The organism is Paenibacillus sp. 10L310, from assembly GCF_056395745.1.
On sequence record NZ_JBFTKC010000001.1, the window covers coordinates 45048 to 71119 of the forward strand.

The 26072-nt window shown below is 47.0% G+C and carries 20 protein-coding genes; 10 read left to right on the forward strand and 10 right to left on the reverse strand.

Annotated features, from left to right (window positions below; genetic code table 11):
* The first annotated feature begins 49 nt into the window (after positions 1-49).
* Positions 50-625: a GbsR/MarR family transcriptional regulator gene (locus tag AC1DE7_RS00200; RefSeq protein WP_282319080.1), complete on the forward strand. Its 576-nt coding sequence runs from the start codon at positions 50-52 to the stop codon at positions 623-625.
* A gap of 128 nt (positions 626-753) precedes the next feature.
* Here the strand turns inward: AC1DE7_RS00200 and AC1DE7_RS00205 are convergent, their stop codons facing one another.
* A complete protein-coding gene (locus AC1DE7_RS00205) occupies positions 754-2385 on the reverse strand; it encodes a helix-turn-helix domain-containing protein (protein WP_339189125.1) in 1632 nt (543 codons plus the stop codon).
* Between the two features lie 186 nt (positions 2386-2571).
* A complete protein-coding gene (locus AC1DE7_RS00210; protein ID WP_477533514.1) occupies positions 2572-3858 on the reverse strand; it encodes a DUF5050 domain-containing protein in 1287 nt (428 codons plus the stop codon).
* Between the two features lie 279 nt (positions 3859-4137).
* Between AC1DE7_RS00210 and AC1DE7_RS00215 the strand changes: the two genes are divergently transcribed.
* Complete coding sequence (locus AC1DE7_RS00215; RefSeq protein ID WP_477533881.1) at positions 4138-5124, forward strand: Gfo/Idh/MocA family protein; 987 nt, start codon at positions 4138-4140, stop codon at positions 5122-5124.
* Between the two features lie 3 nt (positions 5125-5127).
* Here AC1DE7_RS00215 and AC1DE7_RS00220 read toward each other — a convergent pair whose 3' ends face one another.
* The 3 genes from AC1DE7_RS00220 to AC1DE7_RS00230 all read right to left on the reverse strand — a co-directional run bounded on the left by AC1DE7_RS00220 (position 5128) and on the right by AC1DE7_RS00230 (position 7790).
* Positions 5128-5922, reverse strand: coding sequence for a MurR/RpiR family transcriptional regulator (locus AC1DE7_RS00220; protein WP_253506362.1), 795 nt, complete (start codon positions 5920-5922; stop codon positions 5128-5130).
* Positions 5923-6058: 136 nt separating this feature from the next.
* Positions 6059-6892, reverse strand: coding sequence for an ABC transporter permease subunit (locus AC1DE7_RS00225; RefSeq protein WP_127551326.1), 834 nt, complete (start codon positions 6890-6892; stop codon positions 6059-6061).
* A complete protein-coding gene (locus AC1DE7_RS00230; protein ID WP_338708022.1) occupies positions 6885-7790 on the reverse strand; it encodes an ABC transporter ATP-binding protein in 906 nt (301 codons plus the stop codon). Before AC1DE7_RS00230 ends, AC1DE7_RS00225 begins: the two co-directional genes overlap by 8 nt.
* Before the next feature lie 445 nt (positions 7791-8235).
* Between AC1DE7_RS00230 and AC1DE7_RS00235 the strand changes: the two genes are divergently transcribed.
* Together AC1DE7_RS00235 and AC1DE7_RS00240 are read left to right on the forward strand one after the other, a co-directional pair.
* On the forward strand, positions 8236-10071 hold the full coding sequence (locus AC1DE7_RS00235; protein ID WP_282319075.1) for an HSP90 family protein: 1836 nt from the start codon (positions 8236-8238) through the stop codon (positions 10069-10071).
* Positions 10071-11120 (forward strand): hypothetical protein, encoded by a 1050-nt coding sequence (locus AC1DE7_RS00240; RefSeq protein ID WP_076319099.1) that lies wholly within the window; start codon positions 10071-10073, stop codon positions 11118-11120. Before AC1DE7_RS00235 ends, AC1DE7_RS00240 begins: the two co-directional genes overlap by 1 nt.
* Positions 11121-11272: 152 nt before the next feature.
* Here the strand turns inward: AC1DE7_RS00240 and AC1DE7_RS00245 are convergent, their stop codons facing one another.
* The 4 genes from AC1DE7_RS00245 to AC1DE7_RS00260 form a co-directional block, all read right to left on the reverse strand.
* The gene (locus AC1DE7_RS00245) at positions 11273-13480 is read right to left on the reverse strand and encodes a serine hydrolase domain-containing protein (protein ID WP_282319073.1); all 2208 of its coding nucleotides are present in this window, start codon (positions 13478-13480) and stop codon (positions 11273-11275) included.
* 50 nt (positions 13481-13530) lie between these two features.
* Entirely contained in the window at positions 13531-14301 is a 771-nt protein-coding gene (locus AC1DE7_RS00250) for a DUF3169 family protein (protein WP_076251515.1), read from the reverse strand.
* A gap of 1 nt (position 14302) precedes the next feature.
* Positions 14303-14512 (reverse strand): helix-turn-helix transcriptional regulator, encoded by a 210-nt coding sequence (locus tag AC1DE7_RS00255; protein WP_017690042.1) that lies wholly within the window; start codon positions 14510-14512, stop codon positions 14303-14305.
* Between the two features lie 174 nt (positions 14513-14686).
* Entirely contained in the window at positions 14687-15937 is a 1251-nt protein-coding gene (locus AC1DE7_RS00260) for an MDR family MFS transporter (RefSeq protein WP_477533515.1), read from the reverse strand.
* 123 nt (positions 15938-16060) lie between these two features.
* Here AC1DE7_RS00260 and AC1DE7_RS00265 point away from each other — a divergent pair, with 123 nt between their 5' ends.
* Positions 16061-17944 (forward strand): ABC transporter substrate-binding protein, encoded by a 1884-nt coding sequence (locus AC1DE7_RS00265; protein ID WP_477533516.1) that lies wholly within the window; start codon positions 16061-16063, stop codon positions 17942-17944.
* Between the two features lie 243 nt (positions 17945-18187).
* On the opposite strand, the gene AC1DE7_RS00270 is transcribed toward AC1DE7_RS00265, so the two are convergent.
* Positions 18188-19681: a serine hydrolase gene (locus tag AC1DE7_RS00270; RefSeq protein ID WP_076319103.1), complete on the reverse strand. Its 1494-nt coding sequence runs from the start codon at positions 19679-19681 to the stop codon at positions 18188-18190.
* 248 nt (positions 19682-19929) lie between these two features.
* On the opposite strand from AC1DE7_RS00270, the gene AC1DE7_RS00275 reads away from it, so the two are divergent.
* The 5 genes from AC1DE7_RS00275 to AC1DE7_RS00295 all read left to right on the forward strand — a co-directional run bounded on the left by AC1DE7_RS00275 (position 19930) and on the right by AC1DE7_RS00295 (position 26028).
* Entirely contained in the window at positions 19930-21126 is a 1197-nt protein-coding gene (locus AC1DE7_RS00275) for an outer membrane lipoprotein-sorting protein (RefSeq protein WP_477533517.1), read from the forward strand.
* Between the two features lie 394 nt (positions 21127-21520).
* Positions 21521-22708, forward strand: a complete 1188-nt coding sequence (gene alr / locus AC1DE7_RS00280) for an alanine racemase (protein ID WP_477533518.1) — start codon at positions 21521-21523, stop codon at positions 22706-22708.
* A 260-nt stretch (positions 22709-22968) separates the two neighbouring features.
* Complete coding sequence (locus AC1DE7_RS00285) at positions 22969-23250, forward strand: CopG family ribbon-helix-helix protein (RefSeq protein WP_017690037.1); 282 nt, start codon at positions 22969-22971, stop codon at positions 23248-23250.
* Between the two features lie 3 nt (positions 23251-23253).
* Positions 23254-23604: a type II toxin-antitoxin system PemK/MazF family toxin gene (locus AC1DE7_RS00290; RefSeq protein WP_024630714.1), complete on the forward strand. Its 351-nt coding sequence runs from the start codon at positions 23254-23256 to the stop codon at positions 23602-23604.
* 234 nt (positions 23605-23838) lie between these two features.
* Positions 23839-26028: an alpha-galactosidase gene (locus tag AC1DE7_RS00295; protein WP_477533519.1), complete on the forward strand. Its 2190-nt coding sequence runs from the start codon at positions 23839-23841 to the stop codon at positions 26026-26028.
* Positions 26029-26072 lie beyond the last annotated feature (44 nt).

A 26072-nucleotide genomic window follows, 5' to 3' on the forward strand; every position in this document is an offset into this window, starting at 1 on the left:
CAATTATTTCGCCAAAGACTGTGGAATGTTCAGAATGGAGGTTGCAAGCATGGGCTTGGACCATTTACAAGAGGAACAGCAGGCAACCGTGCTGAAGATTCGTAAGCGCGTCATTGAAGCCATTGGACGTAATATGGATCTTTACGGCGTTACGCTGTCGACGGGACACTTATATGGATTGCTATTTTTTGCAGACAAACCAATGACCCTTGACGATATGGGACGGGAAATGGAAATGAGCAAAACGAGTATGAGTACAGGTGTACGAACACTGCTGGATTTGAAAATGGTAAATAAAGTGTGGAGCAAGGGCTCCAGAAAAGACCTATATGAAGTGGAATATGACTGGCATCAGACGTTTACGGATTATTTTGCGATTAAATGGAGAAAAGCCGTGGAGAGTAACCTTCAGATTCTACGCAAATCAATTGAAGAACTGAATCGACTAGTCGAAGTTCTGGATGAAGAGGCGGATGCTGAACTTATCCACATCCTGATGGAAGACAAACACAAAGTTTTGCAAGCGGAAGCATATTACAAATGGTTGGATCGGTTGATTGATACCATGGAAAATGAAGAGATATACAAGCTTGTTCCGAAGGAAGAGATTAAGGAACATTCATAATTACATGCAAAGGGCCCTTTCCGTTATAGGAGAGGGCCCTTTGGCCTGTGCAATATCTTACTGAATTATTAATGAAGGAACACGATGTAAAAGATAATCTTGCCCATCGTATCGACCTATGTTCACATCTAATGTCCGATCAGACCTGCCTGAGGAAAGACTACAGACTGCTGAGTAATCTGTTCCAGTTCGTTCAGAATCTGCAACCGGCCACCCGGGGTCCAGCATAACCGTTGCCAGTTCGAAATATCGTGAACGTTACCATACAATACAGCAGGAGATCGATTCCATGATGCCGTTTGTTTCATGCGTCGGAACACCTTTTCACTGGCAGGTTGAAGCGAAGCACGATGAATTAACAGGTAATCCGTGTCCAGCACGGGAATACTATCCGCTACATACTCATTTCTGGAACTTTGGGGAGATACAAGCTGAGCAGGCTGAAGTCCCAATTCAGCATACAACAAGTGATTTAATGGATGCTCGCCAGTCCCTTTTAAGCGAATGGACTGATTCGTAACCTCCATCAGAGCCAACCGTTTTTGTCCGAAATAGGGTTGCAGGTTCAGGCTTGCTTCAAGCTTGCGAAACTCAAGTTCTTTGAAATTCAGCAACGCTTGTTTCTCACGTCCGACCAGTTCGGCTATGCGAATATGGTTCTCTTTCCAGTCCTCAGTAGACTCCAAGATGATGGTGGGTGCAATACTTTTCAGGCGATCGTAATAGGGCTTGTGGTAATAATCACCGATGATCAAGTCTGGCTTCGCCTGCCGAAGTTGATCGAATTGTCTGGTTAATCGGCGTTCTTGTTCATATTCATCCGATTCTCGGTCAAACACACCTTCACCTTCCAGCACAGCTACCGGGCGCAGTCCAAGCGAGGCCAAGTTCTCATGGAATCCCATAATGGATGCCGTAGCTACGCGAAGTTGATCTCTTTTCATATATACGCTGGGAGCAATCCCCAAGGTTTGTTTGAATTTGCGGCTAAAATAATACTCATTACCATACCCGACAGATACCGCGACGTCTTTGAGGATACAGGGTTCCTCTGTCAGCTGTTTTTTTGCTTCGTTTATACGTAAACGATTCAGGTAATCGGTCGGTGACATGCCTTTTGCCTTCTTGAAACTGCGTGAATAAGAGCTGGGGGTGAGTCCAGCAATCTTGGCAAGCTGATCCATGCTGATTCCTTCACTCATGTAACGTCGCATATGCATAATGCTGCGTTCCAAGGCAGGGTCCACTTTCTCATGATTGGCTTCTAGCCTGTTCTCTGAGAGAAATTGCAACAGCTCATGCAGCTGGCTATGTATGCTGATAAAGTGATCCGGTTGAAGACCGCGATAGGTTTCATACAGTTGTTCCAAACGTAATACAGCCTGCTGCTCATGACGAACCAGCAACCTGCCTGTCTCCCAATCCAGCGGGAAGGCGGGTGATGAGGTCATTTTCCATTCACCGCGCACTTGCTGCAAACAAACCGTATCCATGCTTAGCAATATACATTCGGTAACGTTCGAGCGTACAGCGGCCTCGATGGTTGTTCCTGGCTTCAGTACAAACAAGCTGCCCGCTTGCGCCGTATAGACTGTATCATTCAGGACCAGAACACCGTCTCCTTGCAAAATAAGACAGAGCATGGGCCGTGACACCGTCTTGCCTTGCACACGGAAATTCTCCCCACGACGCACACGGCACATGGAGGAGAGGAGCGGTAGAGATGAGGTTTCAGCAATGAAGGGAAACTGTTCAGTCATACGGACCATCCTTTTGTCTTATTTTCTTAATGATAACAATTATCATTCTCATATGGAAGATATTTTTGAAAAATAGTTTTCGACAACCAAAAAAGGACTACCAAGAGCCGTTATGGCTACATGGTAATCCTTTTTGTTATGGACATGTCCGTTGAATGGGCTATACGCCTGAATCAACATGATATGTTAGTACGGTGTCACCAATAGAATATTGTCGAGGAAAACGTCACTCATAACTTTTTTCCCTGTTCCACCCGTTTGCACGTGATACAAGCGAAATTGATCTTTGGCATTGATGTAGAAGAGGCCCGCAACATCATCTCTGATATGGAATGCATCCCATTCGTCCCCGGTAAGTTTCGTTACCTTGAGGGCTGTATTAACCGAATAGAGTCCATTGTTGCCCGAGATGTATGCAGCCGTAGATGTACCATTGGTCAATTGATTCGCAACATACGTTACATTGTTCAGGTTCAGGTTGGCAGACTTGGTCACTTTGTTGCCCGAGACCGTTTTGGCATAAGCCTTTTTGTCGGCATCAATAAGGACAACCTTGTCTGTACCTAAGGCACTTATTTCACGAACGCTCTTATTATGAAGTTGAAGTGTTTTGGCTGAAGTGGTTAACGCAAACGCTTTGCCTTTGGCATAATTATAATCCTTATTGCTGTCGAGAACGATTCCTTTGTTATACACGTAAAGATTGTTTCCCCAACCACCGGAATATACAGCATTCACATCCAGTTTGGCTTTGGGATTAACCGCGGTTGCTTTGCCAGTGTTGTATTTCACCTTATACATGACAACAGCATTGGTGGAGTAAAACTCCTCGTAGGGGTCTGTATTTACCATCAGTTGCAGTTCGTTTTTGGCTTGATTCGTAAAATAACGTCCTTCCACTGCGCCTGCGGCAATCCGCTGCACAGCTCCAGCACCGTTGGACGTTTTGGACACGATCCACGTGTTTCCATTAACTAACGCATTATAGTAGGCGCGCCCTTTGGTTACCAGGAGGAATGGGAAGTCGGTATCAGCCTTGTCAGCAATCTTGGTGACAGATGAAGCGTCACTATTGCCATTCGCACGATAAATGGTACCTGTAGCATCCAGATAATAGATGAATCCGTTATCCGTGTAATAGCTGAGTACATCTGTAGCAAATGTCTCTGCCGCATCGCTGGACCCGTCATTCGGAACCCGAAGCAAGGTTGTGGAAGAAGCAGTCTGCGTGTAGTAGAGATAAGAGCCTGCCGCGAGCAAGTCCACCCCTTGGAAATCAATTAATACTTCTGTTGTATTGCTGCCATCCGCCGATACTTTGTACAAAACTCCGTCGGACTCATAATACACTGTGGATTGGCTAAGTGAAGCTGCCTCGGCTGCGGTTCCACCTCCCAATGTCACTGCTGCAATGAGTGTAAATAACAGCAATGTACAGATGGTGCGTTGTACGTATGTATACCCTGTTTTCATTCGTTCATCGGTCCCCTTCGTTCTTCTATATGTATGTCGTTAATTCCTTATGTTATATCGGTAAACTATGAAAGATATGTTAGCTCTCAAACATGAAAAAAAGAAGAGAATGAAATTGAATTTCATAGTCATTCAAACCTGAAATCGAATTGCGCATGATGCTGCCAATCCCGTCCCAAAGCATACTCCGCCTGACTTGATCGTGATAACATTACACTCAACCAGAGCAGCGAAGAGAGCCAACTGACAAACAACCAACGACAGGAGCGAAACGATATGATGAATATAGCAACGATTGGTACAGGGTCCATTGTGGATGCCATTTTGTCTGCGATCAATGAGCTGGAAGATGTTACGTGTACAGCGATGTACTCCCGGAAGAGAGAGACAGCACAGGAGCTTGCGGGTAAGTATGGGGTCGATACCATCTATACGGACCTGGAATCCCTATTTTCAGATACAAATGTAGATCTCGTATATATTGCTTCACCAAACAGCATGCATTACGAACAGGCCTATCAGGCACTTCAACATGGCAAACATGTCGTCTGCGAAAAACCGTTCACGTCCACGCTTCAGGAAGCAGAAACGCTGATTGCACTTGCAAAAGAAAAGAATCTGTTGCTGTTTGAAGCCATCTCCAACATTCATCTGCCCAATATTAAAGTCATACAGGAGCAACTACCAAAGCTTGGTCCGATCAAACTCATCCAGTGTAACTACAGTCAATACTCGCGCAAATACAATGATCTGCTTGCAGGGGAAACACCGAACGTATTCAATCCACATTTCTCTGGTGGCGCGCTGATGGATATCAATATTTATAATCTGCATCTGGTCATGAATCTGTTTGGCAGTCCGAATACCGTATCGTATACCGCGAACAAGCATGCAAACGGCATTGATACGTCAGGTGTAGTGGTTCTCCACTATCCGGAGTTTATTGCGGAATGTGTAGGTGCCAAAGACACAAACAGCATGAACTTTGTGCTTATTCAGGGCGAGAAAGGTTATCTTCAGGTTGTAGGAGGAGCTAACGGTTGCCGGGAGATCAAGCTTCAGATCGGGAATGAGCCTGCTGTGGCGTATAATGCGCAGACCAAATTGAATTGGCTGTACTATGAGTGGGAAGCGTTCAGGGACATCCATGCAAGTGGTGATCACAAACGGTGTTTCGAACTGCTCGAACACAGCCAGTCTGTAATGAGTGTACTTATGAGTGCACGTAAGGATGCCGGGATTGTATTTACAGCAGACCAGCGTTAATCGTTAATACGTATCGCTAATGCTCCCCATGTACAACATGTCGAAAATGTAGAGTACCGAGACCATCGAAGACATTTTGGACAGTCTTAACTGTTCATTGTATCCGTAAGCCAGCAGCGTTTCATCACAATGTCTGGACAGGGTTGAATGGTTGTTGCCCGTGACCGCGATGACTTTCATCTGTTTGTTGCTGAGCACTTTAGCGGCTTCAATCATGGATTGATTCTCACCTGTGTGCGAGATAACAAAAGACAACGTCAGGCTGTTGGGATTCATCGTGTTCAAGTAATGCATGTTGGGACTATTATGAGCAATCGCAGATATGCCGAGTTCATTCCACTTGGCACAAGCCTGCTGAGCCAGATAATAATTCATATCACTGCCATAGATATCGATACGTCCGGATTCTTTGACCCAGTTCGCGATTCGTAGCAAAACAGGAGCATTTAACATCCGGCGCGTATCATCTAGCGCCTGCTGATACAGGTAAGGAACTGAGTCGATGGCAGCCAGCACGTTGCCTTGTTCTGCAATTGCATGATCCTGCGTCTGCAACGCGGAAGGTATCTGTTGATATTCAAGAGCAAGTTTTAACTGAAAGTCTGGGTACCCCTTGGTACCCAGCTTTTTGCATAAGCGAACAATGGTGGATGAGCTTGTATAGGTCTGCTGAGCCAGTTCATGGGCTGTAGAATCAAATACAACTTCGGGATTGCTTAGGATATAGTCCACAATATGCTTCTCCTGTGCCGTTAATTGTGAAGCATATTTTAATTTTTGAAGTAGTTTGGATTCCATACAGTTGTTCCATTCCTCTCTAAAATCATCCCATAGCATATATCTCCACATCATAACCTGCACTTATTTATTTCTCAATCTGTATAGCGGAGCGACAGTGTAGTTTGTTGATTTTCGTCGCTACACTCCACATCATTCAGATCTGACTTTCCGCCAGTTGCTGACGACTATTCCACGACGTGACCAGACGAAGAAGAACCACACTTATGAGCAGGAGCACTGCTCCAATCATGACTAACATCCAAGGACCAATCAGCAGCATGCCACTGGCTTGACCAGCGACTAAGGCGATGAGGGGAAGGACAATTAATCCGCCGAGTTGATAGGCTTCCTGGAACCCACGGACCTTGGCCGAGATCAGGACGTTTAATAAAATGACCATAAGACTGCAAGCGGGAACAACCCACACGACAAGTATTATCCAGTTCAGATTGGGAAACATCAACGTTCCAAACATGGGGTACATCAGAATATTGGCAATGATTCCGTAGATCAGGAAAGTAACCCAGGATAATAAAATGGAAGGGATCAGGGCAGCTAGCACTTTACCTTTAAAAAGAGTGTCCATGCTGATCGGTGTGAACAACAATCCTTCCAGCGTCTTACGTTCCTTCTCACCAGCGAAACTATTGGCCGTCAGAATACTGGAGGCCATTACCGGAATGATGAGAAACAAGGGAGCGAACATATACATGGCCAAGTAATAGACAATACGATGATTATCTGTAGGCATGGAAGCAAGCTGAGGAATCTGTCCACCATGGGTTAACGCATCCAATGATTCGAGCAGAAAGCTGATGTTGCCCAGAGAACGAAGTTCCATTCTGGAGGCCGCCCACAGGAGAGCAGAGGGCATAATGATTCCGATAATCAGTGGAACGATCAACATGGGCAACCAGAGCTGAACGCTGGCTGTGACGGACCGGATATCTTTACGTACCAGTGCACGTATGGCTTGGCGGTTATTCATGGTGGTGTGCCTCCCTTATGGCAAAATAGATACTTTCCAGATCACTGCCCGTGATGCGGGCCTGATAGACTTGACCATGCTCCGTTAATTGCCTTAGCAGTAATGGAATATCTTCACGCGATGTAAGCTGAAATACTGCTTGATGTGCGGAGATTATTTCAGGTGTAAAGTCGGTTGCCGTGTGCCATCCATCGGGTATGTCGGCTTCTACTTCGAGTTTCGGAGTGGACAGGTACCGGCTAACAATCTCCTGTTCCGTGCCTTCCTCCACGATGCGCCCCTTTTCCATGAAAATATAATGATCACAGACGGCTGACAGTTGGGACAGCACATGGGATGAGACCAGGATTGTCATCTTTTCTTCCTTATTTAACTGACGGATAATGCGTAGCACCATCTGAATTCCATCCGGATCCAGGCCATTGGTGGGCTCATCCAGAAACAGGATGGAAGGACGGTGCAAGAGTACTCGTGCAAGGCCCAAGCGTTTCTTCATGCCTGTACTATAGGTGCCGACTTTTCGATGCTGATAATCCTGCAACTCGAACAGAGTTACAAGCTCGTCGATTCGTTTCTTGGCATGCTTCAGGCCAAAAACATCTGCGAAGAAAGTCAGATTGTCACGCCCGCTCATATTTTCATATAATCCACTTTGCTCGGTAAGAGTGCCACACATGGCCAGTACTTTCTCCGCCTCACGAGCGGTGTCCAATCCGTTAATGGTTACCTGTCCACCGGAAGCGCCCAAGACTCCATTCATGATACGGATCAGTGTGGTTTTGCCCGAACCGTTGGGTCCAATCAACCCGGTGACACTGCCTTGTTTAACTGTAAAACTGACATCATGCAGTGCTTGATGCACTTTGAATTGCTTGGATATGTTGCGTACTTCGATCATGTATATTCACCGTCCGATCTGAGTTTGGAGATTATACGTGTGGTAGGCTGATATCGTTCAAATGGACGACAAAAAAGATCTATTCCTCCTTCAATAGTCCCGAATGTAAGATGCACATTTACCCTGAAGTCTGTCTGAAATCGGGTCTCAGGTTTGTTTTCACTCTGCCTTGTAACATGTATCCTTATTTTAGGGTAGAACATCCGTTTCATTGCTATTCATAACGTGGTAATGGAAGATAAGGCCTTACGTCTCATGAATGCCTGAAATATGCATATAACGCCGGTCTTGGTTATCCAGGGCCGGCTTGACGTGATGTTTTGGCGTGCCTGTCACGGGGAACGTCTGTTTCTAACGATTACATAATGAATTCGTCTAACACATCCATATGAATACATCGTATGGGTACATATTGTGTTTGGACGTAGAGGAAGGTGAGTGAGTCATGACAGCATCCAATGAATATCGTTTTCAAGTGAACCTGAGCGGGATGATCCAGATTTTATCCAACCATCTATATAGCAGTCCTAAAGTGTTCTTGCGCGAACTGATGCAGAATGCGACGGATGCGATTACCGCACGAACGGAGGCGGAGCCAGGGTATCAGGGTGAAGTTCGTGTTGAACTGACGGGAACAGGTGAGCAATTGACCATGATGGTGGAGGACAACGGAATCGGCTTGACCGAAGCTGACATCCATGAATTCCTAGCGATGATTGGACAATCCTCGAAGAGGGGGCAACAAGCGCTGCTGGATGGAGAGACTTCGTTTATCGGGCGTTTCGGGATTGGGTTGTTATCCTGTTTCATGGTGAGTCACGAAATTGTCATGCTGACGCAATCCGCGAAGGGCGGCCCTTCGATGGAATGGCGGGGCAAGCCGGATGGCACCTATACGATTCGACAATTGGACACACAGCTGTCCCCGGGGACCAAAGTATATCTGCGTTGCACACCGGACGCGGCGCACTACTTTGAACCGGATTATGTGAAAGAAGCTCTGTTCTATTACGGAGCATTATTGCCGTATCCGGTCACGCTGTATCATGACGGCGTGCAACATGTGGTGAATAGCGAGACCCCGATCTGGCTGATGGACCCTGCACTCGCACGTTCACGCAGATCAGAGGTATTGGCATTTGGTGAACGTCTGCTTGGCGAGCAGTTCCAAGACTTCATTCCGTTGACGACAGCTTCAGGCCGTACCGGAGGTATTGCTTTTGTACTGCCACACGCGGTTAATCTGAATGCCAAGCGTTCTCACCGGGTTTACCTGAAGCGAATGCTGATTTCGGAGAAGGCTGAGAACATTTTGCCAGAGTGGGCTTTCTTCGTGAAATGTCTGATCTGGACAGATGAGCTTCAACCGACGGCATCACGGGAACATTTCTATGAAAATGAGAAGCTGGAGGAAGTTCGCTCCGAGCTCGGAGATACACTTCGCAAGGGACTGGCCGACATGGCTGAGAGCCAGACGGAACGGCTACAGAAGCTGATTCGTCTGCATGCTCTGTCCATGAAGGCATTGGCTGTGCAGGATCAAGCATTCTACGCGATGATTCATCGCTGGTTGCCATTTGAGAGTACGAGGGGTCACCGTGAACTGGGTGAGTTAATTGATGAAGGAGAGACATTGTATTTCACGTCCTCTGTTGATGAGTACCGTCAGATTCATCATGTGGCATCCGCACAATCGATGCTGGTGATTAATGGTGGTTACATCTATGACAGCGAGTTGATGGCGACACTGCCGATGACCGTGCACAACGTACACACAGAGCGGTTACAGCCGGATCAGGTCTCGATGAGTTTCACCGATGTGCCACCCGCTGAGCGTAATCAGTATTATGATGCGTTGCGACTGGCCGATTCTGCCTTACAGCGCTTCCGTTGTCGGGCTGAGGTGAAAGGTTTTAAACCTTCGGATCTGCCGGTGTTGTTCACGCTGTCTCAGGAATCCTCAACACTTCGTGCGCTTGAAAAAGCAAGCGAGGAGAGCACGGAATTGTTCTCGTCTGTTCTGGGTTCATTGTCTTCTGGCATGAGTTCAGCAGGGTACTCAACTTTGTATTTGAACGTGAGTAATCCGATCATTCAGCGGGTACTGACATCACCGGATGACCAGATGACACCGATTGCCATCGAAATGTTATACGTCAATGCACTGATGATGGGGCATTATGCCATGAGCAAGCAGGAGCTTGAAGTGTTAAATCAGGGCATTGTTCGTTTTATTGATTGGGGTTTGCGTGCCAATACAGATCGTAAGGGGGATGCCTGATGAAGACAGAGATGGATTTTGAAGAACTGATGGACGAAGCCTATGGTTTGCCCAATGGTCCGGCGAAACTTGGTATGCTGGAGGAAGCAGCAAGAGTCGCCGATGTGAACGGCATGGAGGAAGAGGCATATGAAGCAAGATCGGAGATTGTGGAGACAGCAACATTCTGTGGTTATCCGATGAAAGCACTGATTGCTTTTTCCTGGCAGCTGGGCAAGTTCGACCAACAGCCCGAAGAATATGATGAAGAAACGTTAATGTGGTCGTACAAATGGATATTGGGCAAGATGCCCGACTTCCCGGAAATATCACGCGAGAAGATCCTAGAGCTGTTGGAGGATTTCGGACGACGTTTCAAGTCCTACGGTTACAGCGAACGCTCCTACTGGTATTATCGGTTCCGGATCTTTATGGATTTTGGGGAGCTGGAGGAAGCGGGACGTAGTTATGATCGATTCAGAACGATGGATCGTGACTTTATGAGTGACTGCGAAGCCTGTGAGCAGGATGAGATTATGCGATATTTCTTGTTAAAAGGAGACGATGAGAAGGTGTTGGAGGCGGCACAGCCTATCCTGAAAGGGCGTATGAGCTGTGCAGAGATTCCGCATCTGACTTTGTCTGAAATTTTGATGCCGCTATATCGACTGGGACGGACTGCGGAAGCAGATAAACATCAGACCAAAGGATATCGCCTGATTAAAGGCCAGAACGATTTTGTGCAGAGTTTTGCGGAGCAGATGGATTATCTCACACGTACAAATCCGGCAAAAGGCATTGATGTGCTGGAGGAAACACTGGTGTTTGCTGCTGATCATGAAGATCCTTACGCCAAAATGTTGTTTTATGCCAGAGCAGCATCGTTGCTTCGCCGCTGGGTGGAAGACTCTCCAGAATACCGATTGCGTCTGCCAGCATCCTTCCCGTATGAAGGTGACCCGGGCGACCTGCTCAAGCTGGCCGATTACTTTGCGGAGCATGCTCAGACCGCTGCAGCCAAGTTTGATCAGCGCAACGGGAACCTCCATGTATCTTCGTTGATCGAATAGAGACGGATATAACTGAGTAACAGATCGCTATAATAAGTTATGAAAAGTAACGAAACAGGCTTGTTCAAGAAGGATCGTATCCTTCTGAACAAGCCTGTTTTTTCTTGCATTATAAGCATGATCAATCTAATCGGTATGAAGATATTTTATTTTTATTGTGCTGAAGTCACAGAAGGGACCGGCGCTGGTACTGGAACCGGTGCAGTTTCAGATGCCTCCGCTGGAGCTTCGGCTTCTTCAGCAGGTTCTGCTTGCGGCTGCTGAGCAGCCATCAGTTCAGCGACGATTTGATCTGTTGGTTGGGTAAGCAGCGCATACATGATCGCAGCCTCTTCCTGACGAATCAGAGGTTTGCGGGAAAGGAAATCAACAGAACCATCCTCCATTACCTTCACCTCGGGTCCATGGATACCAAGCTTCGCCATCATCTGAATGGCTGGTACAGCCCATGCATCTGTGTGCCCCGCAAGTTTCACATCATTGAACAGTTCGCTAGGATATTGCAGTTGCATAATTCTCCACATCATGACCATTGCTTCCTGTCGGATAATCACTTGATCCGGCTTAAACTGCTGTTCGTCCGTGCCAGTAATCATACCCAACTCATATCCGAGTTGAATATATCCGGCCGCTGTATGGTCTGCCCAGTCGGTGTCAGCAGGAGGCGTAGTTTTGCTGGGCTTCAATCCACTCAGTTTAAGGGTGTTCTCAATAAATTCAGCTCGTGTTACACCTGTTTTTGGTTGGAAAGACTTGTTGCCATCATTCTCATAATATCCAAGAGATTGTATGGCGTAGATGGCTTCAGCATAAGGACTGTTCTCACGAACATCCTGGAAGCCCATAGGCTTTTGACCTTTTTTCTCATAACCCATAGGGTTGAGGTAAGGTTCTTTCATGTATGTGGTGCCATCTGCATATTCTTTGAATGCTGTGAATTGACCAGTCAATTCATCTTTGAAGAGATTATCTTCCACCTGAATCAGGTTGCGTTGACCTAGGAATACATCGTTAATGCTCAGTTGTCCTGGCTTATCCCCGCCACCTTTCAGGGAACTTACAATCGTGCTAAGTCGAAGATCGGCGTACAATCCGGTGAAGCGTTGCAGCTCAGCTGCGGATTGCGGCGTGTAATCCTTGAACTGTACAGGCTCTGCATATTGTGGGAAGAAGCTCTGAATGAATGCAGGGTAGAACAGATTACGAAGTGCTCCATTTTGATTATATGTCAGGAAAACGCCTGTATTTTGCTCGGGAATAAGGAAGAGATAAGAGCTGAATCCGGTCAGGTCGCCTCCTTTTGTAATGATACTTGGACTACTTCCTGCTCCGGGAAGCTGGAATGCAGCTTCGAATCCATACGTGGTGTTTGGTAACAGTGGATGAATGGAAGAACGGTACTGTTCCATGCTTTTCACTGTGGATTCCTTGAAAATTCGTTTGTTGTCCTTCACGCCATCATTCAGGAATGCAATCATGAACTTCCCGATGTCCTCAGCGGTAGACAACATGCCACCTTGAGGCATTGGTGTTGGAGAGATGGTGTACAGATCAAGCGGATTGTGTGCCGCATCATAGCCTGTGGCCAGCTGCTTTTGGAACTTTTTGTCCAGCATGAAACTGCTGTTATCCATTCCTAGCGGTTTGAAGATATGTTGTTGCATATAGGATTCAAAGGGTTCGCCGCTTACATTTTCAACAATCATACCAAGCAGCAAAAACGAGAAATTATCGTACATATAGGCGCTACCAGGCTCGCGAACGACAGGAGGCATGTGTTGCTGTGCGTAATCCTCCATCGCTATGTACTTATCAAAATCAGTATGGATGTCTTCCTGTTGCGGATCACGGATCTCGAATCCGGTCGTGTGTGTGAGCAGGTTCTCCACAGTTACAGGTTTGTCAAAAGGATTATCAAATTCGAGCCCTTTCACATAGGTCTGAAAGTCAGCTTGCAGATCAACCTTGCCTTGCTCTACCAGCTGCATTACAGCTGCTGACGTGAATGTTTTGGAGACAGAGGCTACACGGAAAGCGGTATTTTTGGGATCGATCGCTGTTTTACTCTCCACATCGGAGAAGCCATATCCTTTTTCCGCCAGAACTTTGCCATCCTTCACAACAACAACGGAGGCTCCCACATAATGGGCTTTTGCCTCAGGTGAATCGAAGAATGAATCCAGAAATGCTGTAGCTGATTCGGTTGTCAGCGCTTTCGTCTTTCCTTGTTCAGCAGCTACTGGAGTTGCGGTCTCCGCCTGAACTGCGGGTACCCACAGACTGAGAGACAGAACCACTGCCATAAAAGCTCCTGTTAGGGAGGTGAACCTGAAACGAGTCTTTCGTTTGGATAAATGCATGCAAACACTCCTTTATGAAAATATTTACAAAATAGTTACCTAACCATGTATTACTGATTACTCGCACGATAGGTTTCACGATAATAGATTCCGATGTTGGCAATCCAGATCACAGAGAGCATTACAATCGGGAATGGAGCAAAGGTAAAGAGCATCGAATATAGAACCATAGAGACCATTCCAACACCAAGAAGTACATTCATCATCTGAAAAGAACGATAGGCTGCGCGATAGACAATCCATTTCTCGCCTTCATCCAGCTTCTCAAAATGATCTTTCTTCATATTGCGCGAGTTCAGATCCAGAGTGCGTTCAGGATAATAACGGTTGTATCGCTTCACAGTCAGAGTTTGCACGACCACGACGATGATAATAGAGATACACGAAGCAACAAAATTCAAGAGGTTGAACAGTTCTGGAGAATTCGGCATGGTTCGGTTGGATGCATACAAGGACAAGGCAAGTGCTGCCCAGGTAAACGTAAGAATAACGCTGAATCCGCTGAGGATCATCGCTTTTCCGAGGGAGCGCTCTGCGGGTGAGATGAGTGAATCGGAATCTCCATAAGCATCATCTTCCATGGGAGGGACAGATGGCGTGCGGGAGAGACTGAAGATGTTCCACACCGTCATAACTACCACAAGAGCCGCCAGGATTGCGAATAAAAGATCATAGTCATAATACACGGACAGCGTCCAGTTCAAGTCAGAAGGGAGTTTACTGACTCCGCTAGCGCCGAGAAAACCAACTACAGCGCCACCGGCTGCATACAAGGGAAGACGCAACCGCTTTTTAATGGACGAGGATGATGAATTTTTCATTTTAATCTCCACCTTTCAGTTCAAAGATTTTTTCGACAGGTTCACGAAATACATGTGCTATTTTTAGTGCCAGAACGACCGACGGAGAGTAATCTCCACGCTCAATCAGGGCAATGGTTTGACGGGATGCACCAATGAGTTTGGCCAGTTCTGCTTGGGATAGCCGGTCTCTGGCTCGTAACTCCCGAACGTGATTGTGTAATTCTTCCACTTGCTCACCTCCATGAACCTAATGTACATGATATTTGACTAAATGTAAACTATAATATACAAAATGTTAAAGATAATTTACTTCTAAACGTTGATCATGGACATGAAAAAGAGAGCCAGTTGGGCTCCCTAGGATGATTATTTTGTTGTCCGAAAAGTTGCCAGAAAAGTGAAATCAAGATGCATCTGCACACGGCAGATGTTGATTCTGTTCCTCTGCCTTCCGAAGTAACATTCGGAAAAAGATGAGCGCTCCAAGCCCCATCAGGATATACAGACCAGCCATCGCATAGGAGGGCAGAAAGGCTCCAATGGTTAACCCGAGACTGCCGAGAAGGGCAGCAGCGTTGTAACTCAACCCGTCAGCAGCCATATAGGCAGCACGGTCCGAATCTGGAATCATACCCGCGAGCATGACCTGACGAACAGGGGCATACATCAACTCTCCAATGGTTAGCAATATAGCGGATGAGATGAGTAACCAGGCCCAGTTGCTGAAAGCAAGTACGGTGAAACCTGCGGTGTAGAGGAGCATACCAACAGTCATAATAGATCGGGACTGGAAGCGACCTATCCATCTGGTGAATGGAATGGCAACCAAGGCAATCATTACGGTGTTGATGACCATGATCAGGCTGAACATATGCAGACCTGAGATATCTGAGCCGAGCAGTTGGGCGGTGAATTCATTTTTTAGACGAACAGCGATGTATTTATCCAATTGAAATTCCAGGGAGACTGCAAGTACAGTGGCCGTGAAAAATATCATGAAACGTTTGTCCTGAAAGACCGCCCCGTACGTTTTCAATATGTTCTTCTGGATGGGAGCCTCACCATAATCTAATGCACGTTTATCCATTGTTTCACGAATCATAAAGATCAAAATAAACAGGGTGGCTAGGCTTTCAAGGCATACCAGACTGAACAATAGGAAACGAAATGATTCGAAAAATAGCCCGCCCATCAGTGCACCAAAAGTTACAGCAACGTTTGTTGTCCAATATTGCAACCCATATACATAATGACGTTCATGTTCACTGCTCACGTCGACAATCATAGCATTAGCAATCGGCACGGTGATCCCTGAACTGAGACTGCTGAGCAGAAACATGAGGCAAGTGACGATGATTGAATCCATCCACGGCGAATTGGCGATGGCCAAGCCGAGTAGAGCCATGACTTGGAGACTTTGTGCAATCACCATTAACTTCTTCCGTCCAATTCGATCAGACCAATATCCTGCCCACAATCCGACAATCATGGAAGCCACAATATTGACCGTCAGCAATAACCCCGCCAAACCTGCGCCAATCTGAATACTCAGATAGATCGCCATGAATGGAATGATGGACTTTTGGGTCAGATCGGTGAAAAAATCAGTAATGATACGTATCCTGATGTTCGGGTGCAAATCGGCGTATTTCATAAGTCGTTTTTCTTCCTTCCCGCTGGTCATGTTGATGTTACTGAGTATAATGGAGGAAAACCTGAAGAAAAACTGTAGAAGCATCCGGATGGATTTCGTATTTTAGCAGAAGGTAGGGTATATATGGACGTATCAGAACATTACATTCAACTGCGATTAAACTTTCCACATGTACATGATGAACAAGAAGTACTTACAACGGTAGGTGAACTTGCCGATCTATTATGTTGTACCATGCGCAATATGAACCTCATTATGAACAAATTCAAGGAGAACGGATGGGTCAGGTGGAACCCGCAACGCGGAAGAGGCAAAAAATCGATGCTGGTATTTTGTGTCCCGTTGCTTGAAGTGGCGTGTGAACGGTTTGACCATCTCCTGGATGGGAACAGGATGGAGGGCGCCTATGAACTGGCCACCACCTTGCCAATTACGATGAGAGAACATCTGATGCAGCAAATGCAGCATCAATTCGGTCTGCGTTCGAATGGAGGGGACAGAGGACGAGTGGATACATTGCGGATTCCGCAGAATACACCTTTTAAGACTCTCGACCCAACACAGACGGGGATGTGGGGAGAAGTTTTCATCATTGCAGAAGTCTTTGATCGTTTAGTTCGTTATAATGCTGAACGCCAAGTATGTGAGCCGAGTCTGGCTATAGCATGGGAGAGTCATGAGGACGGAAGGGAATGGACCTTTTATCTGCACAAAGGCATACCTTTTCATCATGGAAGGATACTGGATGCAGAGGACGTGAAGTTTACCTTTGATCGCATCATCTCTGACAAGAGTAACCCGTGCAGGCCTCTGTTTGGATCTATTGAGCGCATAGAGACGTTGGACGAATTGACTGTACGTTTTGTGTTAAACAAGCCTAACTTCATGTTCCCGGATCTGATGAGTAGTATGTCTGCATCGATCTTGCCGAGAGATGTGGAGATGAATCCGCTCCATCCGATTGGAACAGGACCTTATCGGTTGACGCGTCATGATTCCAAGCTGCTTGTGTTGGAAGTATTCCCTTCCTACTTCCGAGGCCGAGCCTATATTGACCGCGTTGAAATATGGCAACTTCCCCATTCTGGGAGGGTGGAGTCCGTCATCAAGCATAATATATTTCCGGATGCGGAGCCTCGTGCCGTGCAGCATGAGATGCAGGGTGGCATGTATATGACGTTTAATATGCAAAAGGAAGGGCCGCAGCATGATGTGAATTTTCGCCGGGCTGTTCAACAGCTATTGAATGCGCAGGAGTTGTCGCAAGCGCTCGGAAGCACGAACACGCAGGCTGCCTATAGTCTGATTCGAGGACGAGTACAGCAACCTTTAAAGGTGGGTTCAGATCAAGGGGAGCCAGGGAAACAGCAATCGGAACAACCGGATGGTTCGGTCACACCTGTTCCTGACCTTTCCGTGGAGACCTCACTGGCGCGGGCCTCAGCATTATTGCGTCATAGCTCTTACCAAGGGCAGAGTATAAGTCTGTGGGTGGAAGAAGGCGAGAAGATGGAGATGGATATGGTCTGGTTTGCAGAGAGATGTAAACAGATTGGCCTACATATCAACATTATGCCGGGAGATCCGGTCCATGCAGTCTATCAAGATGGGTTTGGGGATTGTGATCTGATCTATACAGGAGAAATCTTCAATGATAATGTCGTGCTGAGTCTCGTGACGATGTACACCTTCCAGAACACGTTATTCCTGATTGCGATGAATGATTACTGGAGACATGAACTGGAACAGGAATGTGGACGAGTGGTCATGATCCAGGAAGCTGCGGAGCGGTTGAATAGATTGATTCGGCTAGAAGATCGACTGATTCAGGAGGCATTGCTTCTGCCCACATACAGCTTCAAGGAAGAACACGCCCATCATGATTCGCTGAGAGATTATCGTCTTGCGGGGTATGGTCTGCCTGATCTGCGCAGATTGTGGGTGAAGAGAAGCCCTGGGGCCGCTGAAGAGGATACGAGTTATCCGGTGTATATTCCGTTGTGGTAGGATTAGCTGCCACAACGGAAATGAATCAGGCGTTTTCTATATAAATTGAACTAAACATTTATACAAAACGGAGAGGACAGAAATAACCTGAGGAAGCAGAGCGTTCGCCTTTATCCCCGGATTTTCACTTTATGAAAAGAAATCAAAAAAATCTGGGGATAACAGCGATCAGAAGGTTGTTCTGTCATCGGAGTGACCAGTGTAAATATATTCATTAGTTCAATTTATATAGTTTCAGATCATTTACGAAACCCTGATGAATTCAATAGGCTTTGTACCCGGTTCAAGCAACAAAGGAATGGAGATGGATTGAGCAACTTCTGAAGATTCATTGAGGGTAAACGTATACGTGATCTTCAGACCGAATAACACAAATTCGACGGAAAACGTATCTTTCCCGGTGTATTCCATGGGCATTTCAATGGCGTTAAAGGTTGCTTGCAACCCGTCCGTTGTCTCTTGAATCGACATCTCGCCATAACCAGGATGCGTGTAAATACCCGCATAAGCGGTGTAAGGGCGATCACAAGGTATGATGTGAGGTTCTTCAATATTTTCCTCAACGGCAGTGTCTGCTTGAATAGGCACTTCCAGAGGATTCTCCGGATTAGCCTCCGTTTCTGTTGATTCTTTCCCCATTAATTTTCTCAATTTGAAACTCCAATTGACGGGCTCTAATCCAAGCAGTCGGTCCATGATATGAAAAGCAACCGTATAGGGAATTATACTTCCGTTGGTATTACTCAGAACCACGATTCCAATCTGCTCCTCTGGCAAAAAGGCAACTTGTGATGCAAAGCCATCAATAGCCCCACCATGATGAATCATGGCATGTCCACGATAAGGCTCAATCATCCAACCCAGACCATATGTACTCATAGGCAGTTCTTGGCTTATAAACGGCGAATCACTGGGCATCTGAGGACTATGCATAATCTTCATCTGTTCCTTAGATATCAATGACGTTCCTTCCCATTGACCTTGATGCAACTGGAATTGAAGCCATGCAATCATATCGATTAGATTGCTGTTAATGGAACCAGCAGGTCCTATGGCATCAATGGCTCGAAAAGGTATTCTCGTATTCTGACCATCCTTCTCCATATAAGGGTAAGCATAGTCAGGCTGAAGTTGCATTTTTTCAACAGAGAACAGACTTGAGTTCATACCCAGCGGATTAAATAGAGTCTTCTGAACCATCTGCTCCCACGAAGTTTCATTGAGCTGTCCAACCAGATAACCTGCCGTCATGTACATCAGGTTCTGATACTGCCATTTGTTTCGGAAATCCTGATTTGGCTCCAGATACTGTAATGTTCGAACAAGTTCTTCTCTTGTACGCGGGGAGTTGTACCATACCAACTCATGCCTTGGAAGACCCGAACGATGACACAGCATGTCGCGAATAGTTATACGTTCTGTTGCGACCGGATCAAACATCTGGAAGTCTTTCATATACGACTTCACAGGAGTATCCCAGTCCAGTATCCCCTGATCCACAAGCAGAGCAGCAGTTGCTGCGGTAAAGGCTTTGGTACTTGAACCGATGGCAAACAACGTATTAGGGGTAACTTCAAGTTTGGACTCCAGGTCACGATAACCGTAGCCTTTTTGCCAGACGACTTCATCCTTATGGACCACCGCCACCGCTGTGCCGACACCATTCCATAATTGAAGCTGCTCGTCGATGAATTCATCCAGTCCTTCCAGTGATGTGCGAAGCTTTGTTGTCGTCATACCTTTTCCTCCTAATATTCAATAAAAAGAATAATCTCCTACAATTCACTATGCCTTTTCTGGATAAAGTTAACATCCTCCCTGAGACTGATTTTGCGTAGCAATGCCGTATTAACGGACTTCACCGATTGCTTGTCAAACTAGTCCGCATATATCGAACAAGTCCCTCATAACATGTACTAATCAAGTAGGGGTTCTGCTGCAAGCACAATCCTGAAGTGAAAACATGTGCTAAAGGGGATGATGTCATGCGCCGAATATCATGGATGCTTGCCATGGTATTGGTCTTATCGGCCTTACTTGCCGCCTGCGGGAAGAAGGATGCGGCAGCTGTGGTCAAAGATCTGAACGAAGTCGTAGGAGAGATGGAAAGTTACCAGGGGGCAGGCGTGATGACGCTGCATACCGGAGATACGCCGCAGCAGTACAAGGTCGAGGTATGGCATCAGAAGCCTTCCTATTATCGTATTGCGTTAACGAATGCAAAAAAGGATGTAACACAGATTGTACTGCGTAACGATGAAGGCGTGTTTGTTTTGACACCGAGCCAGAACAAAAGCTTCCGTTTTCAGAGCAATTGGCCAGATAATCAAGGACAGGTATATCTCTATGAAACATTGATTCGGAGCATTACGGGGGATACAACCCGTCAGTTTGCGGATGAGAAGGAGAGCTATGTTTTTGATGTAGCTGCCAATTATAATACACATGCACTCGTCAGACAGAAGATCTGGCTGAACAAAAGTGATTACGCACCGAAACAGGTTGAGGTATCCGACTCCAATGCCAATGTGGTCGTGGATGTGAAGTTTGATTCCTTCAAATTTGGTGCTGCATTTGAGAAAGACGCCTTTGACATGCAACGTAACATGACAGCAGCTACAAAAGAGGGCGGCCAAACAGGAACGGATTCTGGTGTAACTCCTGCGGAGCAAACAGGTGAGGGCGGTAAAGAACCTGCCAATCCTCAGACTGCGCCTGAACCTGATGGAGCCGTTACTGATGGACAGTCGGGTGTAGGTGGTGACACAGAGCAGCAAGGTACAGAAGGTGCTGCGACAGGTCAGGAAGGCGAAGAGCCGACACTTGCAGAACCGGAAGAGGCAGACAGCTTCGGCGTGATTCAGCCGACCTATGCGCCGGAAGGCGTGCAGCTCAAGGACGATCAGATTCTGGAAGAAGCGGGAGACTATTCGGTTATGCTTCGTTATGAAGGAACATATAATTACACGATATTCGAAGCCAGACCACAGGATCGAGCTGTATCACTTGCTCCATCCAGTGTAGTAGATCTTGGATTCACACTGGGGATGATCAGCGGAGATGCATTGAAGACTCTGACATGGATGACAGATGGCATAGAATATCGGATCACCAGTGCCGACCTGCCTCAGAACGAAATGGTACGCATTGCAACATCGATGCAGGAAGAGTCAGGCAAATGATTTTTGAACAAATGAACGAATAGTAGCATAAACATAAGGAATGCTAAGAAGCATCGGAGACCTGTTCTCCGGTGCTTTGCTTTGATGTAAGAAAGGTATTCATTTAGCGCTGTTTTTCTTACCCGATACACTCAATAAAGCAAAATGCGCTTCTACGCAGAGGGAACCGGGTAAATAATCGATATAAGCAGATTTTGCTTGGGTGAAAAGTGGGATTTTGCCCTGCTAATCTCGCTTATCGGTCTTCTTCTGTGTTCGCATTTGTTCTTCAAAAGGCGCACCTTACATCTGTTTTTGGATGCGAAACTTCGGTTCATTTGACAGTCACATGCTGGAGCATTACGATGGAGTCTGACGTGAGCCGGATTAAGATGATTAGAGAAGGTGACTTAACGTGCAAGGACAATATCGGCCGACCCAAGCGGAGATCAATTTGGATCATTTGTGTACTAACGTAGAAGCTTTCCGCGAGGCATTGCCTCAGGGCATGAAATTCCTCGCCTGTGTGAAGGCCAATGCCTATGGACATGGAGCGGTGGAGACGGCTAGGGAACTGGAACGAGTGGGTGTGGATTACTTAAGTGTGGCTTTTCTTGACGAAGCTCTGGAACTGCGACAACATGGGATTACGATTCCAATCCTGGTACTGGGATATACGCCGCCTGAAGGGATCGCTGTTGCATGGCAACATGATGTGACCGTCACACTGTTCAGCAGGGAAGTGCTTGACGCCATTCGACATCTGGATGCGAGCACATTCGCTAACCAACTGAAGGTTCATATTAAAATCGACAGCGGCATGGGCCGATTAGGTCTGTTGCCTGGCGATGAGGCATTGGCTTTCATTCAGGAAGTAGCTTCGCTCAATCAGGTGATGCTGGAAGGTATGTTTACCCATTTTGCCAGAGCAGATGAAGAAGACAAAACCTATACACTGGAGCAGTATAGACGGTTCCAAAGCGTAGTTCATGCGCTCAGGGATCAGGGATGTTCCATCCCGATTATACATACGGCGAACAGCGCCGCTGCCATTGATACACCGGAATTGTCCTATGACATGGTACGTGTGGGAATAAGCCTGTACGGACTGTATCCTTCGGCTGAGGTGAATCATCAGGTGGTGAAGCTGTCCCCGGTATTGACGCTGAAGACAAAAGCGGTTCTGATCAAAACACTGCCACCCCATTGGGGGATCAGTTACGGAACCCGTTATTTTACGCAAGGTTACGAACGAATAGCGACCCTGCCGATCGGATATGCAGACGGATTCTCCAGAATGCTGACAGGTAAAGCAGAAGTGCTTGTACGCGGACGCCGCGTCCCTGTCGTCGGTACAATCTGCATGGATCAGTGTATGGTGTCGTTACAATCTTTCGCGGAAGAGGCGGAAGAAATTCAAGTCGGCGAAGAGGTTGTCCTCATCGGTCATCAGTCTGGTGGCGTAATAACCGCAGACGAGGTGGCATCTCAGCTCGGTACGATTGCTTATGAAGTGATCTGCATGATGGCGCACCGCATTCCGCGGGTATATACCCGCGGGGGAGCAGTAGTCGCCAGAATCAATCCACTTTTGACATCCTGACAGGTAAACTGGACGTCATTCCCAATAAACTTTTTTTCAGAACAGAAGGAAAACTGTCGGAGCATCTCGAATTATGTATGACAGTAAGGGTTTAATTCCTGAATTGAGATGTTTGGTCTGTACGAATATTGTTCCCCGTGTTTATAATGGAGTACAGCATACTTGATATACTCGGGGCATATATATTCCTTTGTATAAAAGTTCTGGGAAAAAGTAATACTGGTTCACAATGGCGAAAGGTTTGTGGGGGTGGAAGAAAGGTGGCCAACTTGCAGAACACCAAGCGGATCATGATCAGTTTACCTGATTATCTTTTGCAGGAAGTGGATGGCATCGTAGCGCTGGAGAATTCCAACCGCAGCGAATTGATTAGGCAGGCTATGAAGCTGTATTTAACGGAGCGTAAGAAACGTTACATCCGTGAAACGATGCAGCGAGGGTACATGGAGATGGCAAAAATTAATCTGACCATGGCATCCGAAGCCTTTCATGCGGAGGAAGATGCGGACAGCACTCTGGACCGCTTAGTTAGCGGGGTGTAGACATTGATCGTAAAACGTGGTGACGTTTTTTTTGCGGATCTTTCTCCCGTTGTCGGTTCCGAGCAAGGTGGAGTCAGGCCGGTTCTGGTGATCCAGAATGATATCGGCAACCGGTTCAGTCCAACTTGTATTGTGGCGGCTATCACCGCCCAAATCCAGAAGGCAAAGCTGCCAACGCATGTTGAAATTGATGCGGCGGCACACGGCTTTGACCGGGACTCGGTTATTTTGCTCGAACAAATACGGACGATTGATAAACAGAGGCTGACTGACAAGATTACCCATCTGGACGAGGAGACCATGAAATTGGTCAACGAAGCCTTACAGATCAGCCTTGGTTTAATCGATTTTTAAGGCAGCAACCAGCGTCTTGTACGCTGCCCTGCCGTCCGTTGGCAATGGATGTTCCTGTAAGGGAACACACTGAATTCAGACTGTAACCAAAAGAGCGTATGACAACCTTCGGGCTGTTATGCGCTCTTTTGATTAAAGCTTGATGAAAGCGTAGAACATTGGCGATCTTTTCGCTATAATGAAACCTGAGAAACCGTTTACCGAAAGACCTATATATAGAGGTGGAGGAGACATATGAGCATTTACATCAATCAGGAGAAACTTCAATTTCATTTACAGACCCGCGAGGCCAGTTACGTATTTCAGGTACTGCCTTCAGGATATTTGGTGCATTTGTATTATGGCAAAAAATTACGCGACACCGATCTGAGCTGGTTGCATGTTCGTACAGAACGAGCATCTTTCAGTCCGAACCCGGTACCAGAGGACCGTACGATTTCATTTGATACATTGGCAGTGGAACTACCCGTGTATGGCACAAGTGATTTCCGTAATCCGGCAATCCAATTGGAACTTGAGAATGGCTCAACGGTTTCGGAGTTTACGTATACAGGCCATCGATTGGTCAAAGGAAAGACAGCGCTTACTGGTTTGCCAGCAACGTATGTTGAATCCGATGAAGAAGCAGAGACGCTGGTTATTGAGTTGGAAGACCGCGTTGCGGGTATCAAAATCGAGCTTTCCTATACAGCCTTTACGGCATTTAATGCGATTACACGCTCCATGCGTATCGTTAATGAGAGCGCTACCTCAGTGAATGTGGCGCGTGCGCTCAGTTCTTCTGTTGATTTCCCGCACGCGGATTATGAATTGTTGCAGTTGTCAGGTGCATGGACACGGGAACGTGATATCGTTCGCAGACCGCTTGCGTCAGGCCTGCAAGGGATTGAGAGCCGTCGCGGTTCAAGCAGTCACCAGCAGAATCCATTTATTGCGCTGATGACACCAGGCACGGATGAAGACCAAGGTGAAGTTTACGGATTCAGTCTCGTCTATAGTGGCAGCTTCACCGCACAGGCTGAAGTGGATCAGTTCCACACCACCCGTGTGTCACTCGGAATCAATCCGTTCGAGTTCAGCTGGAAGCTGGAGCCACAAGAAGCGTTCCAGACACCTGAGACGGTTATGGTGTACTCGGCTGCAGGTTTGGACGGCATGTCACAGTCCTACCACGAATTGTATCGGGAGCGTCTGGCACGCGGAAAATTCCGCAATGCGGAACGTCCGGTTCTGGTCAATAACTGGGAAGCAACCTACTTTGGATTCAATGCAGACAAGATTGAGCAGATCGCTCGCGCCGGACAGAAGCTGGGTATTGAGTTGTTTGTCTTGGATGATGGCTGGTTTGGACATCGGGACAGCGACAACTCCTCGCTGGGCGACTGGATTGTAGATAAGAACAAATTGCCACAGGGATTGGATGATCTGGCTAACCGCGTAACAGGTCTGGATATGCAGTTCGGATTGTGGTTTGAGCCTGAGATGATCTCACCAGACAGTGAGCTGTACCGAGCGCATCCGGACTGGTGTCTGCATGTGCCTGATCGTCGCCGCACAGAAGGACGTCAGCAACTGGTACTCGACTTCTCTCGTCAGGATGTACGTGATGAGATTGTGCGCATGTTAACAGACGTACTTGGTTCTGCACCAATCACTTATGTGAAATGGGACATGAACCGGAATATGACGGAAGTGGGTTCTGCATTGCTTCCGGCAGATAGACAGCGTGAGACCGCGCATCGTTACATGCTCGGACTGTATGATGTTATGGAACGAATCACTTCGGCGTTCCCGAACATTCTGTTCGAGAGTTGTTCAGGTGGTGGTGGCCGCTTCGATCCAGGTATGCTGTATTACATGCCACAGACGTGGACAAGTGATAACACGGATGCTATATCCCGCCTGCGGATTCAATACGGTACGAGTCTTGTATACCCGGTAAGTTCGATGGGATCGCATATCTCAGCGGTACCGAATCATCAGGTCAACCGGATCACTTCTCTTGAGATTCGGGGACATGTTGCGATGTCGGGCAACTTCGGGTATGAGCTGGACCTGACAAAATTCACGGAGGAAGAGAACGACATCGTGAAAGCCCAGATTGAGCTGTACAAGGAGATTCGTGGAACGGTTCAATATGGAACATTCCGCCGTTTGCTCAGTCCGTTTGAAGGCAATGAGACGGCGTGGATGTTTATTGCACCGGACGGAAGCGAAGCTGTTGTATTCTACTTCCGTGTGCTCTCTGAGCCCAATGCGCCACTTCAGCGCCTGAAGCTGAAAGGATTGGACCCTAATGCGGATTACCGTCTGAAAGGCGGCTCGGAGACCTTTACCGGCGATGCCCTCATGTATGGCGGTATTTCGGTAGGCAGCACATCAGGAGACTATCTGAGCGAAATGTTCCGGTTCGAGCGCGTCTAGAGTGCAATCGCATATAAAGTTTTAAAAAAAAGGAAAGACCGAGG